Source organism: Rhodococcus mengyinensis (assembly GCF_048381435.1).
In the GTDB taxonomy this organism is placed as follows: Bacteria; Actinomycetota; Actinomycetes; order Mycobacteriales; family Mycobacteriaceae; genus Rhodococcus_F; species Rhodococcus_F opacus_D.
In genome coordinates this window covers 37,788-51,885 of the sequence record NZ_JBLWIT010000059.1, presented here as the reverse complement: position 1 = coordinate 51,885, position 14,098 = coordinate 37,788, and the positions used below count along the sequence as shown (strand labels likewise).

At 68.7% G+C, this 14,098-nt stretch carries 15 protein-coding genes; 7 read left to right on the top strand and 8 right to left on the bottom strand.

Annotated features, from left to right (window positions below; all coding sequences use genetic code 11):
* Nucleotides 1-11: 11 nt before the first annotated feature.
* Complete coding sequence (locus tag ACNJ7E_RS12265) at nt 12-890, bottom strand: peptidylprolyl isomerase (protein ID WP_418340011.1); 879 nt, start codon at nt 888-890, stop codon at nt 12-14.
* Between the two features lie 177 nt (nt 891-1,067).
* On the opposite strand from ACNJ7E_RS12265, the gene ACNJ7E_RS12260 reads away from it, so the two are divergent.
* Genes ACNJ7E_RS12260 through ACNJ7E_RS12250 form a run of 3 tightly spaced genes read left to right on the top strand, consistent with a single transcriptional unit; the run spans nt 1,068 to nt 3,657 of the window.
* A complete protein-coding gene (locus tag ACNJ7E_RS12260; RefSeq protein WP_005566972.1) occupies nt 1,068-1,748 on the top strand; it encodes an MBL fold metallo-hydrolase in 681 nt (226 codons plus the stop codon).
* Between the two features lie 15 nt (nt 1,749-1,763).
* Nucleotides 1,764-3,035, top strand: a complete 1,272-nt coding sequence (gene hisS / locus ACNJ7E_RS12255) for a histidine--tRNA ligase (RefSeq protein ID WP_280783818.1) — start codon at nt 1,764-1,766, stop codon at nt 3,033-3,035.
* Nucleotides 2,998-3,657 (top strand): hypothetical protein, encoded by a 660-nt coding sequence (locus tag ACNJ7E_RS12250; protein WP_280783817.1) that lies wholly within the window; start codon nt 2,998-3,000, stop codon nt 3,655-3,657. Before hisS ends, ACNJ7E_RS12250 begins: the two co-directional genes overlap by 38 nt.
* A gap of 4 nt (nt 3,658-3,661) precedes the next feature.
* Here ACNJ7E_RS12250 and ACNJ7E_RS12245 read toward each other — a convergent pair whose 3' ends face one another.
* Genes ACNJ7E_RS12245 through ACNJ7E_RS12235 form a run of 3 tightly spaced genes read right to left on the bottom strand, consistent with a single transcriptional unit; the run spans nt 3,662 to nt 6,159 of the window.
* Nucleotides 3,662-5,065 carry a hypothetical protein gene (locus tag ACNJ7E_RS12245; protein ID WP_418340010.1) on the bottom strand — a complete coding sequence of 468 codons (1,404 nt, stop codon included), beginning with the start codon at nt 5,063-5,065 and terminating at the stop codon, nt 3,662-3,664.
* Nucleotides 5,062-5,391: a type VII secretion target gene (locus tag ACNJ7E_RS12240; RefSeq protein WP_317567454.1), complete on the bottom strand. Its 330-nt coding sequence runs from the start codon at nt 5,389-5,391 to the stop codon at nt 5,062-5,064. The genes ACNJ7E_RS12245 and ACNJ7E_RS12240 overlap by 4 nt, the downstream gene beginning before the upstream one ends.
* A gap of 60 nt (nt 5,392-5,451) precedes the next feature.
* Nucleotides 5,452-6,159, bottom strand: coding sequence for a TetR/AcrR family transcriptional regulator (locus tag ACNJ7E_RS12235; protein ID WP_283354350.1), 708 nt, complete (start codon nt 6,157-6,159; stop codon nt 5,452-5,454).
* 221 nt (nt 6,160-6,380) lie between these two features.
* Between ACNJ7E_RS12235 and ACNJ7E_RS12230 the strand changes: the two genes are divergently transcribed.
* The 4 genes from ACNJ7E_RS12230 to ACNJ7E_RS12215 are packed head-to-tail and all read left to right on the top strand — an operon-like array spanning nt 6,381 to nt 11,407.
* Nucleotides 6,381-7,925 (top strand): amino acid permease, encoded by a 1,545-nt coding sequence (locus tag ACNJ7E_RS12230; protein ID WP_418340019.1) that lies wholly within the window; start codon nt 6,381-6,383, stop codon nt 7,923-7,925.
* A gap of 1 nt (nt 7,926) precedes the next feature.
* Nucleotides 7,927-8,772: an urea amidolyase associated protein UAAP1 gene (locus ACNJ7E_RS12225; protein WP_418340009.1), complete on the top strand. Its 846-nt coding sequence runs from the start codon at nt 7,927-7,929 to the stop codon at nt 8,770-8,772.
* Nucleotides 8,769-9,425: an urea amidolyase associated protein UAAP2 gene (locus tag ACNJ7E_RS12220; RefSeq protein WP_011598658.1), complete on the top strand. Its 657-nt coding sequence runs from the start codon at nt 8,769-8,771 to the stop codon at nt 9,423-9,425. The genes ACNJ7E_RS12225 and ACNJ7E_RS12220 overlap by 4 nt, the downstream gene beginning before the upstream one ends.
* Nucleotides 9,422-11,407: a 5-oxoprolinase/urea amidolyase family protein gene (locus tag ACNJ7E_RS12215; protein WP_280783813.1), complete on the top strand. Its 1,986-nt coding sequence runs from the start codon at nt 9,422-9,424 to the stop codon at nt 11,405-11,407. The genes ACNJ7E_RS12220 and ACNJ7E_RS12215 overlap by 4 nt, the downstream gene beginning before the upstream one ends.
* A 121-nt stretch (nt 11,408-11,528) precedes the next feature.
* Here the strand turns inward: ACNJ7E_RS12215 and ACNJ7E_RS12210 are convergent, their stop codons facing one another.
* Genes ACNJ7E_RS12210 through ACNJ7E_RS12195 form a run of 4 tightly spaced genes read right to left on the bottom strand, consistent with a single transcriptional unit; the run spans nt 11,529 to nt 13,729 of the window.
* Complete coding sequence (locus ACNJ7E_RS12210) at nt 11,529-11,726, bottom strand: dihydrofolate reductase family protein (RefSeq protein WP_280783812.1); 198 nt, start codon at nt 11,724-11,726, stop codon at nt 11,529-11,531.
* Nucleotides 11,727-11,755: 29 nt separating this feature from the next.
* Complete coding sequence (locus ACNJ7E_RS12205) at nt 11,756-12,232, bottom strand: SRPBCC family protein (protein WP_418340008.1); 477 nt, start codon at nt 12,230-12,232, stop codon at nt 11,756-11,758.
* The gene (locus ACNJ7E_RS12200) at nt 12,229-12,585 is read right to left on the bottom strand and encodes an ArsR/SmtB family transcription factor (RefSeq protein WP_418340007.1); all 357 of its coding nucleotides are present in this window, start codon (nt 12,583-12,585) and stop codon (nt 12,229-12,231) included. The genes ACNJ7E_RS12205 and ACNJ7E_RS12200 overlap by 4 nt, the downstream gene beginning before the upstream one ends.
* 58 nt (nt 12,586-12,643) lie before the next feature.
* The gene (locus tag ACNJ7E_RS12195) at nt 12,644-13,729 is read right to left on the bottom strand and encodes an NAD(P)H-dependent amine dehydrogenase family protein (RefSeq protein WP_418340006.1); all 1,086 of its coding nucleotides are present in this window, start codon (nt 13,727-13,729) and stop codon (nt 12,644-12,646) included.
* Nucleotides 13,730-14,098: the final 369 nt, after the last annotated feature.

Here is a 14,098-nt window from a genome sequence, read left to right as displayed (position 1 = left end):
CACACGAGACCTCAGTCCATCCGGACGGATGTGATGTCGATGGGCAGGTTGGGCTTGCCGCCGCCCGCCTGCATCGATCCGTCGTCGCCGGCAACCGCCACCTTCTCGATGGTCGCCAGACCCGTCTCGTCGACCTTCCCGAACGCGGTGTACTGCGGGGGCAGCTGCGAATCGGCGTAGACGAGGAAGAACTGGCTGCCGTTGCTGTCGGGCTGGCCGCTGTTGGCCATCGCGATGGTGCCGCGCGGGTACGTCACCGGCACCTGCAGCGACGGATCCGACGCCTCGTACTGGTCGGTGGGGAATTCGTTCGCGAAGCCGTAACCGGGGCCGCCGGTGCCTGCGCCCGTGGGATCACCGCACTGCAGGACCTTCAACCCCTCGGACGTGACCAGCCGGTGGCACGGGGTGTTGTCGAAGTAGTTCTGGCTCGCCAGGCTCAGGAAGTTGTTGACGGTGCACGGGGAGTCGGCGTTGTCCAGGATCAGGCCGATGTTGCCCTGCGTCGTCTGCATGCTGACGCTGACTTCCTGGAGCGTGGTGTCGATGTCGTCGGTGCGCGGCGGGTTCACCTGCTTCGCCGGCGGCTGAGTGCTGGGGGTGTACGTGCAGGACACCTTCTCGGGCAGCGGTTCGGACCGGCCCGCCGGCATCACACCGGGCGACTGCGGCGACGCCGACACCGACTCGGCCGCCGACGCTTCCGTCGCGTCGTCGTCGCCGCTGGTGAGGGCGAAGACGACGGCGCCCGCCGTCACCACGAGCACGACACCGAGCACCGAACCGGCGATCGTCAGCTGCTTACGCTTGCGTGCTCTGTCGGCGCGGCGTTCGAGCTGACGCTCGAGCTTTCGTTTGGCTGCTTCCCGGCGCTGCTCGTTGCTCGGCACTGCGGTGGTCCTCCCGTATCGGTCTGTCTGGCAGTCGGTCGATATAGCAGTTGGCCGGTGCGAACTACCCCCGGCACACGACCTCCAGAGTCTGCCATCCGAACCTGAGAACATCCTGGCGGGGCGGCGGCTTAGGCTGTAGCGACTGCAATGTCCACTCGAACAGGAGCCTCACAGGTGCTCGTCACAGGATTCCCGGCCGGGATGTTTCAGACCAACTGCTACATCCTCGCGCAGGACGATGCCCAGGAATGCGTCGTCGTCGACCCAGGACAGGACGCCGCCGAACCGCTGTTCGAGTTCCTGGACCAGTCGAATCTCACGCCGACCGCGGTGCTCCTGACCCACGGTCACCTCGACCACGTCTGGAACGCCTACGACGTCTGCGAGAAGTTCGGGATCCCCGCGTACATCCATCCCGAGGACCGGTACATGCTGTCGGATCCCGGCCGCGGCATCGGCCCGACGATGAAGCCGTTCATCGAGGGCATGACGTTCGTCGAGCCCGGCGAGGTGATCGCGCTGGCCGACGGCGACGTGATCGAGCAGGCCGGGATGTCGTTCGCCGTCGACCACACCCCGGGCCACACACAGGGGTCCGTGGTCTTCCGGACCCGGGTCGCCACCGAGAACGGTCCCGTCGAGATCGCCCTCACCGGTGACACCCTGTTCCAGGGGTCGATCGGTCGCAGCGACCTGCCCGGCGGCAACCACGAACAGCTGTTGCAGTCCATCGCCGACAAGCTTCTGATCCTCGCCGACGACACGGCGGTCCTCCCCGGGCACGGCGGGTCGAGCACCGTCGGCGCCGAACGTGGGTCGAACCCGTTCCTCGTTGGACTCTCGGGATCGAAATAAGGAAAAGTAACGACAGTGAGCAAAGCCAGCACCTTCTCCGCCCCCAAGGGCGTCCCCGATTACGTCCCGCCGCAGTCGTCCGAGTTCGTCGCGGTCCGTGACGGACTCACGCGCGCTGCGCGACTGGCCGGATACGGCCACATCGAACTTCCCATCTTCGAGGACACCGGGCTGTTCGCCCGCGGTGTCGGCGAGTCCACCGACGTCGTCAGCAAGGAGATGTACACGTTCGCCGACCGCGGTGATCGTTCGGTGACCCTGCGGCCCGAGGGCACGGCGGGCGTCATGCGGGCCGTGATCGAACACGGCCTGGACCGCGGCCAGTTGCCGGTGAAGCTGAGCTACGCCGGACCGTTCTTCCGCTACGAGCGACCGCAGGCTGGTCGTTACCGCCAGCTGCAGCAAGTCGGGGTGGAGGCCATCGGCGTCGACGACCCCGCCCTCGACGCCGAGGTCATCGCCATCGCCGACGCCGGGTTCCGCGGCCTCGGCCTCGACGGGTTCCGGTTGGAGATCACCTCCCTCGGTGACGACACGTGCCGGCCGCAGTACCGGGAACGGTTGCAGGAGTTCCTGTTCGCCCTTCCCCTCGACGAAGAGACGCGCCGGCGGGCGGAGATCAACCCGCTGCGGGTTCTCGACGACAAGCGCAAGGAGGTGCGCGAGATGACGGCGGACGCACCGCTCATGCTCGACCACCTCTCGGACACGGCGAAGGCGCACTTCGACGAGGTCCTCGCACACCTCGACGCACTGGGTGTGCCGTACGTGGTGAACCCGCGAATGGTCCGCGGCCTCGACTACTACACGAAGACGACGTTCGAATTCGTCCACGACGGTCTCGGCGCCCAGTCGGGTATCGGCGGCGGCGGACGGTACGACGGTCTGATGGCGCAGCTCGGCGGTCAGCCGTTGTCCGGCATCGGTTTCGGGCTCGGTGTCGACCGGACCGTCCTGGCGCTCGCTGCCGAGGGCAAGACCGCAGGCTCGACTGCGCGCTGTGAGGTCTTCGGCGTTCCGCTGGGCGACGAGGCGAAGGCGAAGCTGGTGGTGATCGCTCAGCAGTTGCGCGCCGAGGGGATTCGAGTCGACCTCGCGTACGGCAACCGCGGGGTGAAGGGCGCGATGAAGGCCGCGGACCGATCCGGCGCCGCGCTGGCACTTGTGCTCGGCGACCGCGACATCGCCGACGGGACGGTGGGAATCAAGAATCTCGCCACCGGAGACCAGGAATCGGTCTCCTCGGCGGATGTCGTCGCACGCGTCGGAGCCATCCTTGGCGCGTGACGACACCGCGCCGGTGTCACTCGACCTCGTTCCGATCGAGTTGATCGCACCGCGGCTCAAGCGGGTCGCGGCGATCGCCGTGCTGATCGGTGTGGTGGTCGGCGTCATCGTCGGGTTCTTCGGTCCCGTGTGGGTCGGTGTGACGGTCGGGGCCGTGATCGCGGTCCCGACCGCCGCCTCCGCGCTCCTCACGTTGCGGCGACGAATCGCACTGCAGACCGGGCGAATCCGGTCGACGGGGGGACTGCGCAGCAGGCACGTCGACGTCACGAGGGCGGTCGCGGCGGAATTGGTGGTCCGTTCGGCTCGCGTCAGCGAGGTGAGCGTCCGGATCACGGACCCCGACGGGAGCCTCGCGATACCGCTCGCCCTCTACACGACCGACGGCGGCCGTGAACTCGAGATCCTCGGGCTCCGCAGGCTGGCCGACGCCCTGACGACGAGCGAACTGGTGCCGGCCGCCGCGATCGCGTCGGTGCTCATCGAGCAGCTACGTGCGGAGGCCCGCGGCGCGGCCCTTCCCGAACGCCCCCTGTTCCGGGCCGTGGAACTGGTGCGTTCGGAAGGCCGCGTGCCCACCACCACGCTCACCGATCACGAGGTGGCAGCGCTCCTCGACTGAGCGATCAGCTCTGGTCGCCGAACGGAGTGTCGTCGAGATCCTCGCCGCCGATCACGGCGGGCGCGACCATCGGGAGGTCGCCGGCGAACGCGTTGTTCTCGCCGGCGTTGACGAGGTAGCTGGGTGTGGACCGGCCGCTCAGCTGGTCGTCGCCCCCGCGCCCGGCACCCGCCATCCCGGCGCCGCCCATCCCGCCCATCCCGCCCATGGCTCCGCCGGGTGCGAGAGGGGACGAGGCAGCGGCCGGAGCGGCGCCGGGTGTGGGAGTGGTCCCCGGTGTCGCCGGGGGAACCACCGGCCCGTTGACCGTTCCGCGGGGTACGGAACCGCTACCCGCGGAGACGCTTCCGCCCGCGCCGCCGCCGTACATGCCCGTGCCCGCGCCGCCGGCGATGCCCACTGCACCCGGAACTCCGCCCGACGCCCCGTGTGCGGGGGTGACGGCGGATTTCGCCGACAGGGCGTCGGCAGGCAGATCGGACGAGGAGACACTCGCCGCCTGGGTGCTCGCCGACACCAGGTCGCCGACACTGTCGGTGACGGTGGAGATCATCGGTTTGCCCACACCCTCGATCACGGTGGACGCGATGGCGAACGGTGACGCCGGTGCGGCTCCCGACACGGCTCCGGGCGCCGGGGGCGGCGGTACCGGAACCGGCGCGGCCAGACCGTTCATCGTGAGGGTCTGTTCGTTGAGTTCGGTGCGCGTCTGCGTCACGACCCCGAGGGCCGCCTTCAGGTGCTCGGCGGCGGACGCGAGCAGCATCGCCTGCCCGGGCGGCGTCATCACCATCGGCGCGGCAGCGACCGCGGTGGCCGCGAACGACTCCGAAATCGTCATGAGGTTCGCGTTGCCCCGCGCCACGGACGCCGCGGCGGTCTGCGTGGTCGCCGAGATCTCCGTGCCGCGTTCGCTCAGTTCCGTGCCGCTCGTCTGAGCCTGCAGGCCCTGCGACTGCGCTGCCTGCGCTGCCTGGCTCTGCCAGATCTGGTCGAGCACCTTCAGCCCCGACAGGCTCATCGACATCGCCTGGTCGACCATGCCCGAGGACATGTCGAGCAGCGACGTCGGATCGAATGAGCCGAACGTGCCGGTGCCGAAACTCCCGGCGAGATCGGTGAGCGGCTTGAACAATTCGTCCACACCCGGCAGTCCGGGCAGCCCGTGCCCCTGCAGCAGCGCCTCCACCGGGTTCGGCGGCAGTGGAGGCAGCGGCGGAAGGGCCGGTAGCGGCGGCAGGTCACCGAGCGGCGCATCGAGGAACGGGCCGAGCGGAGAGTTCTGCAGGGCCTCGAGCGGAGTGCTCGGCAGTGGCGTCGCGAGGGCGTCGCCGACGGGCGTTCCCTGGATCAGGTCGAGGATCGATCCGTGCTCCACAGGGTGCCCGGCGGGTTCGGGGGACGTCATGCGAGGCCCCCGATTCCGTCGCGGACGCCGCCGAGCGCAGCGCCGTTGGCGCCGTCGACGGAGTCGTAGGAATCGGCGGTGGCATGCGCCGCGATCGCGGTCTGCGCGTAGTGAGACGCGAGTTCGGCGACCGACCTGGCGTGATTTGCCTGTGCGGCGGCGAACGACGCGAGGAAGTCGGCGCCGATCGGGCCGAATACGGGCGCGAGTGCCGCGAGATTCGCGCCGAGATCGAGTGCGGCGGCGCTGCTGATCTGTTCGGCGGCCTGCGCAGCGGTGGCGCCGTAATTCCTGATGCCGTCCGTGACGACAAAGACATCGCTCAAGATAACCCCCCCAGTGATAAGCGTTCGCCAGACTTTATCTCACGGGCCCGACGTGCACGGCTAGAGGCGAAGGGGTGTTCCGCCCGCCGTCTCGGCGAGCAGTGCCCGCGACTTCGCCCGGATTTCGTCCATCGGCTTCGTCCATCCGAGGGCGCGGAGGCAGGCGTCGGCGAGGAGTCCGGCGGCACCCTCGTTCTCGGGCCCGGGAAGCAGTCCGCGTTCGATGTCGGCGCGGGTTGCGATGGCGCTCTCGACTATTCGGAACGGCAGGTCGGTCAGGGCGGGGGAGGTGTCACCTGAATCGTCGGTGATTTCCGTGAGGGCCTGGTCCGCCAGCTGCCGGTAGTGCCGGCGCAGCAGGGTTCGCTGGGCGCGGAACGGCTCGAATCGATCGGTCAGCAGTTCCGGAAGAAGATACAGCGCACCGAGGTTCCATGTGGTGGCGGTGAGTTGCGTGACGTCGTAGGTGGCCAGCGCGTGCAGGCGCACCGTGGCGGGCGCGGCGGCGTCGGCGAGCCGCCCCGCCGCGGCGAGCGCGGGGGACACCGTCTCCTCGAGGAGCGCCACCAGGATCTCCTCCTTGTTGGGGAAGTGGTGGTAGAGCGATGCCTGCCGGATACCGACCATCTCGGCGATCTGCCGGGTCGAGGTGGCCGCGAAACCCTTGGTGGTGAACAACTCTCCGGCGGCGTCGAGTATCTCCTCGGGAGTGGTCTGCCCTGGTCTGCGCTGACTGGTCAGTCGGGGTCGTCCCGGCCCTGTGGTCACCGCTCCATGATGTCAGGTCGCTCTCGGGATCGACGGTCTCCACCCGCAGTGAGGGTTTCGTCATGCTCCCGAAACGTAGGCAACGATGCTGTTACGGCCGGCGGCGATCTGGATACGCGGGCGTCACCCATCGAGGCCCTTCCGCGAGAAAACTATCGAGCGACAGATATTGCTCTCGCCGAAGGAGTAAGCCCTTGAGTACACCCACAAGGATTGCGCAAGTGCTGACCGCGCCGGCCGCACCTCCCCGCCCGTCCGGCGGAACCGGCGTCGACGACACGGGCGACCTCGGCGAATTCGGCTACGAGCAGCAACTTCACCGTTCCCTGGGTAAGTTCGCGTCGTTCGCCGCCGGCTTCTCGTTCGTCTCCATCCTCACCACCATCTTCCAGCTCTTCGGGCTCGGATTCGGATTCGCCGGACCCGCCTTCTTCTGGACGTGGCCGGTGGTGTTCGTCGGCCAGTTCATGGTGGCGCTCAACTTCGCCGAACTGGCCGCCAGGTACCCCATCTCGGGGGCGATCTACCAGTGGTCACGCCGGATGGGCGGCGAGGTGGTCGGCTGGTTCGCCGGATGGTTCATGATCCTCGCGCAGATGGTGACGGCATCCGCCGCGGCCATCGCGCTGCAGGTCGTGGTTCCGAATGTGTGGAGCGGATTCCAGATCATCGGTGAGGACAGCACGCTGACGTCCGCGAGTGGCGCCGCCAACGCGGTGCTGCTGGGTTCCGTCCTCCTCGTGATGACCACGTTCATCAACTGCATCGGCGTCAACTGGATGTCCAGGATCAACAACATCGGCGTGACCTGCGAGATCGTCGGCGTCATCGCGGTGATCGGCATGTTCCTCACCCACGCCCAGCGCGGACCGGAGGTCGTGTTCGACACCGGCACCGCCGGGGCGTCACCCGGGTACGGATGGGCGTGGATCGTGTCGGGTCTGATGGCGGCCTACGTCATGGTCGGATTCGGCTCCGCGGGCGAACTCGCCGAGGAGACGCGGAACCCGCGCCGGGTCGCGCCGCGCACGATCCGCCTCGCGCTGTCCGTGTCGGCGCTCGGCGGTGGACTGATGATCATCGGCGCGCTGATGGCCGCACCGAGCCTGACCGACGGCCGGCTCGCCGCCGAGGGCCTGCCGTACGTGCTCTCGTCGATCCTCAGCTCGCCCTGGGGCACACTCCTGCTCGTCGACGTCGCGATCGCCGTGTTCGTCTGCACGCTCGCCATCCAGACGGCGGCGTCCAGGCTGGTGTTCTCGATGGCACGCGACGGACGGCTGCCCGCCTCGCAGATTCTGTCGACGGTGAACACCCGCACCGGAACACCCATCGCGCCCTCCGTCCTGATCGGCCTGGTCTGCATCGGCATCCTCGCGGTCAACGTCGGGAACTCCGCCATCTTCGCGACCCTCTCGAGTGTCTGCATCATCCTGATCTACCTCGCCTACCTGATGGTCACGGTGCCGCTCCTGCTGCGCAGGCTGAAAGGCTGGCCGCACGGAGGACCGCAGGTCGACGCGGACGGACGGAAGCTGTACTCGCTCGGACGGTTCGGCCTTCCCGTCAACATCCTGGCCGTCGGCTACGGCGCGCTGATGGTCGTCAACCTGTCCTGGCCGCGCGCGGAGATCTTCGACCCCAGCGGCGACTACCCCCTCCTGCGGTGGGCCGCCCCCGTCACCGTCGCCGCCGTGGTCGCGCTCGGAGTCGCGTGCTTCCCGCGCGGCCGCACGACCCCCAACCCCGTCACGATCGGAGCCTGACATGACCTCAGCGGACACCTCGACCACCAGTGCCGCGAAGGAACACGCGCGTGCCCAGTCGGGAGTGGTCACCGACTCGATGCCGGTGGTCCCGGCGTCGTCCTGGCCCACCCCACCGTCCGACATCGATCCGGCACTGCTCACGTGGGCGGAGACGGTTCCCGGTGGCCGGTACACCACGAAGGTGCTGGGCCGCGGCACGCGACTGCGACTGCGTGACCTCGACGGCCGGGCCTGCGCCCACCTGCTGCTGTACCGGGTGGACGCGCCGTGGGAGCGGCTCAACGTCGCCGACACCGTCAAGGTGCCGTGGCAGGCGTACCTGGGGGCGGGACATCCGCTGCTCTCCGATCAGGGGCGGGTGCTCGCGACGCTCGTGTCGGACGGGTCCGGGCGGCACGACGCCCTCTGCGGCACCACGTCGCTCGCCTCGAACACCGCGAAATACGGTGACGGCAGCCTGCATTCGGCATCCCCCGCCGGCCGTGAACTCTTCACGGTGGCGGCGGCGAAGCACGGACTCGGGCGGCGCGACCTGCCGCCGTCGCTGTCGTTCTTCCACGGGGTGCGGGTGGGGGAGGACGGGGCGCTGAGCAGCATCGGGTCCGCCGGCGCGGACACCGCGGTCGACCTCGTGATCCACCTCCCGGTGATCGTCCTGATCGCCAACACGGCGCACCCGCTCGATCCGTCGCCGACGTACGGCACGACCTCGCTCGAAGTGCTCGCCTGGACCGGCGTCGACGTGGCCGAGCCTGTCGACGCCGACCCGGAGTACCACCGAGCCTTTCTCAACACCGAAGACGTCTGGGCTGCAGCGCAGCGCCAGGGACGGGAGCAGGCATGACCACCACCATCGAGACCGCACCGCTGGTACCGGGAACGGTGATCCTGGACGAGGAAGTCGGCGCCCGCGGCCCCTGGTCGGCCGTCGTCGTGGCCGGTGACGTCCTGACCATCGTCGACCTGTGCGGCAACCAGGCCGTGGACACCCTGATCTACGCGGCCGACGACCACCGGCAGCGCTACTCGGCCGCCGCCACGGTGTCGGCGCAGCGAAACCTGTTCCTGACCACGGGAAGTGTCCTCCGCACCGACGATCACGACGCCCTGATGACGCTCGTCGCCGACGAGGTCGGCTCGCACGACACGGTGGGCGGCGCCTGCTCGCAGGAGTCGAACACCCTGCGGTACGGCCACCACACCAAGCACCAGCACGCCTGCGTCGAGAACTTCCTCGCCGAAGGATCCCGGTGGGGGATCGGCAAGCGCGACCTGGTGTCGAACATCAACTTCTTCATGAACGTTCCCGTCGACGCCGACGGCACGCTCGGCATCGTCGACGGCCTGTCCGCGCCGGGCCGCCGCCTGGCGCTCCGCGCGGAGCGCGACGTTCTGGTACTGGTGTCCAATTGCCCGCAGATCAACAACCCCTGCAACGGTTTCGACCCGACCCCGGTGCGGATGATCGTGACCCGGCCGACGGGAGCGCAGGCATGAGCGCCAAGATCACCGTGCACCGGCCCGGCATGCTCACCACGGTGCAGGACTTCCCCGGACGGACCGGGTACTGGCACGTCGGCGTGCCGCCGTCGGGGCCGATGGACGACCTGTCGTTCCGGCTCGGCAACACCGCGCTCGGCAACGACGAGGGCGCCGCCGGTATCGAATGCGCCATGTCCGGTCCCGCACTGCAGTTCGACGAGGACACGGTGGTGTGTGTGACGGGCGCGCCCGCACCGGTCACGGTCGACGGAGTGCTGCAGGCGCAGTGGCGTCCGGTCCGGGTGCCGGCAGGCGCAGTCCTGGACGTCGGCGCGGTGGCAGGACCCGGCCTCCGCATCTACGTACTCGTCCAGGGCGGGCTCGACGTCGACGACTTCCTCGGCAGCGCCTCGACGTTCACGCTCGGCAAGTTCGGCGGACATCAGGGCCGCACGCTGCGGCAGGGCGATGTTCTCGCGGTCGGCGAGCACACCGGCGCCCGCACGGCCGCCGTCCCCGCCGAATACGTTCCGGCCCTGTGCCGTCGCTGGGAGATCGCGGTCACCGAGGGCCCGCACGGCGCACCCGAATTCTTCACCCGCGCCGACATCGACACGCTGTACCGGACCGACTACGAGGTGCACTTCAACTCGGACCGCACCGGGGTGCGGTTGATCGGACCCAAGCCCGACTGGGCCCGCACGGACGGCGGCGAGGCGGGACTGCATCCGTCCAACATTCACGACAACGCGTATTCGGTCGGCGCCCTGGACTTCACGGGGGACACCCCGATCCTCCTGGGCCCGGACGGACCGAGCCTCGGTGGGTTCGTGTGCCCCGTCACCGTCGTCGCGGCGGAACGCTGGAAGCTCGGACAACTGGCGCCCGGCGATGCGGTGCGCTTCGTGCCGATCAGGGCCGACCGGGCCGCGTCCACGCGGGCACTGGGGCCCGCGCGGCGGGCGGCGCACTCGACGGTCTTCTCCACCACCGGTGACCGCGACGACGGCGTGATCGCCCGGCGCGACGGCGAGACCGCCGTGACGTACCGGCGGTCCGGCGACGACAACGTCCTGGTCGAATACGGCGACATGACCCTCGACCTCGCACTGCGGGCCCGCGCCCACGCGTTGCACCAGCGACTCGAGGTCGAGAAGCCGGCCGGGCTCCTCGACCTGACACCGGGCATCCGCTCGCTGCAGGTCCGGGTCGACCCCGACGTGCTGCCGATCCCGAAGCTCATGGGGCTGCTTGGCGAGGCGGAGGACGCACTGCCCGCGGCGAACGAACTCGTGGTGCCGAGCCGGTCCGTGCGGATGCCGCTGTCGTGGGACGACCCCTCGACTCGTGAGGCGATCCAGCGCTACATGCACGGTGTCCGTTCCGACGCACCGTGGTGCCCGTGGAACATCGAGTTCATCCGCCGCATGAACGGGCTCGGCAGCATCGACGACGTCTTCGACACGGTCTTCGGAGCGGAGTACATGGTGCTCGGGCTCGGTGACGTCTACCTCGGCGCACCCGTCGCGACACCGCTCGACCCGCGGCATCGGCTGGTCACCACGAAGTACAACCCGGCCCGAACGTGGACGCCGGAGAACGCGGTCGGTATCGGTGGCGCGTACCTGTGCATCTACGGAATGGAGGGCCCGGGCGGCTACCAGTTCGTCGGCCGAACCACCCAGGTGTGGAACCATCGGCATCCCGAGAAGTCGGGACCGTTCGAGGACGGCACCCCCTGGCTGCTGCGCTTCTTCGACCGGATCTCCTGGTACCCCGTCGAACCGGACGAGCTGATGGACCTGCGATCCGAGGTCGCAGCCGGCCGCGGCGGCGGTATCGACATCACCGAGGGCACGTTCTCGCTCGCCGAGCACCAGCAGTTCCTCACGGCAAATGCCGATTCGATCGGCGACTTCCGAGCCGAGCAGGCCGTCGCGTTCGCCGCCGAGCGGCAACGATGGTCCGCGGCAGGGGAGTTCGCGGCGGTGGGCTGACCGTGTTTACGCGAGCATGTCGGTGAAGCTGTCCGGCCTGAGTGCGGCCGCTCGTTCCCGGGGCACCTAATGCGCTTCGACGACCCCGTTGCCGTACGACTCGGTGCCCACCAGTTCGAGGTCACGCTGGTCGGAGATCTCCGAGAACCAGGAGGCGCCCCGGTGACACGACCGGATAGACGAAGGGATAGAACTCGTCCACCAGAGCCAGCGCGAGGACCGATCGCGCAAAGGACGATCCGCCGGACAGGTGAATGTCCTTGTCCGGCTGTCTCTTCAGCTCCTCGAGGTAGGTTGCGAGCTCATCGTCGGTGGCCACGATGACCTGTTCGTTGTCGGCCTCCTCCGTTACGCCTGTCGCTCGGCCAGTTCGGCGAGCTGCTCCGTGACGGTGCCCCAGCCGTCGTAGAAGCCCATTTCCTCGTGGGTGTTGCGGTCGGCGTTGTCCTTGTGCATCACGTGGGCGACGTACTCCGTGCCCGTCGGATGGTCGTTCAACGTGATGATCGCGGTCATGAACGGCTGTTCGGCGGGTCGCCAGCCGCCGACCAGCGAGTTGGTGAACACGATGCGTTCGAGTTCGTCGACGGCGAGGAAGCAGCCACTGATGTGTGGTGCGAATTCACCCCCGTCCTCACTGATCTGGGTCGTGAACGCCCCGCCCGGGCGTAGTTCCATGTCGACGACCCGGCACCGAGACGGCGCGGGGACCCACCATTGCTCGAAGCTGGCGGGGTCGGTCCAGGCGCGCCACACGACCGGACGGGGTGCCCGGATGATGCGCGAAATCGTGAGGTCGAGATCGGGTCTCGCAGTGTCGGTCATTGCGGTGTGTCCTTTGCGGGTGTCGTGACGGTGTGTTCGGTGGCGAATTGTTCGAGTCGGTCGGTGCGGCTCTCCCACAGTTCCTGTTGCTCCGCGAGCCACGCCTCGACGGCCGTGAACGGTTCCTTCTCGATCGCGCACGTCCGTACGCGGCCCTCCTTGTGCGTCCGGATCCATCCGCTGTCCTCGAGGAAGTGGATGTGCTTCATGAAGGAGGGCAGGGCCATGTCGAACGGTTTCGCCAGTTCGCTGACCGTCGCCGGGCCCCGGCTCAGGCGGCCCAGCACGGCCCGCCGCGTGGGGTCGGCGAGCGCTTGGAAGATGTCGTTCAGCTGCTCCGGATACTGAGCCATAAGGCAAAGTATTCACAGCAACAATGGTTAGCGCAAGAGCTAACTGATGTGGGTGGTGTCAGCCGAGCTTGCCGTGGCCGGGGGTGAGCGGGACGTCCAGGGCGTCGTAGAGCCCCGGCGCGGCCGTCCGCAGCCACGGGATCGCGTTGACCAGGCGCCCCACCGCGGTGGCGTTGCCGCCGGCCGCTCGATTGCCGCCCTCGTCGGTAGCCCCCACGTTCACCTCGATGCGTGGCCGGCCCTCGATGATCACCTTGTGCGCGCCGTCCCCGCCGTCCGGCGGCACGGGCCAGTCCGGGGCGCACGACGGGTGGATCCGCGTGACGTGCTCGATGACGATCAGAGGCTCGCCGCCCACGATGCCCTGCACCTCGAAACGCAGCGCCCCCTGGGTGCCGGCCTCGAACTCGCCCATGAGATCGGTGGTGATCGTCTCGTCCAGCGGCCGGCGCAGCAGCGTCTCCCGGATCTCGTCGAGCTCCACACCGAGGGCCCGGGCGACGAGCCGAATTTGGCCGCCCCACACCATCGTCGGCACGGTCGCCGCGACCATCGGCGGTTCGTAGTCCATCGGCTGGCCCATGCCGACGAGGTATCGCACAGAATTGTGCTGGTCGTAGGTGGTGTAGTCGAAGATCTCCTGGCAACGGATCTGATCGATCGTGCCGGCCAGGCCCGTCATCAGGATCGGCAGGATGTCGTTGCCCCATCCCGGATCGACGCCCGACACGAACAGGGCGCCGCCGCCGGACTTCGCGGCCGCCTCGATCGGGTCGCGCAACTCGGCCGGCGCGTTGCGCTGGTCGTAGAGCGCATAGATCGACGGGGTCACGACGACGGCCCCGGCGGAGAGTGCGCGGATGATGTCCGCCGCCGCATCGTCCGGGCGAATTTCGCCCGACGCGGCGTAGACGACAGCGCCCGGTGAGGTCGCGAGCACGGCATCGGCGTCGTCCGTTGCGGCCACCCCCAGCGAGCGGCCCAGGCGGGCCAGGTCGCCGGCATCGCGTCCCACCTTCTCCGGGTTGGCCACGATCACCGCCGTCAGCTCGAGTCCGGGGTGTGCATCGATCGCGCGGATCGCGGCCCGCCCCACATTCCCGGTGCCCCACACCACGGTCCGGATCTTCCCCTGGTCAGCCATGGAATCGGACCCTACCCAGTGCGTGAGGTGGGTAGTGCCCGAATGGGGCAACATCGGGCCGTGGAACCTCCACGCGAGGGGCGGCGATCGTGGGTGGGCACGATTTCTCGACGAACTGGTGGGTCGTCAGCTGTGCGGGGGTCGGTAGACCTCTGCGAGTTCGTCGATGAACGGGGGTGCGAAAAGGCAATTCTCGAGTATTCGCCAGAGTGCCTCGACGAAGCGGTCCGTGGACATTCCGAATCTGACGAAGATCTCTTCGTCGGGTGCTCCGCCGTAGGGTGCCCAGACATGTGCGAACTCGATGACCGCGTCGGTGTCACTGTGCCCGGAATGCCAGTCGTGGGTTCGTCGGCGAAGGCGTTGGCT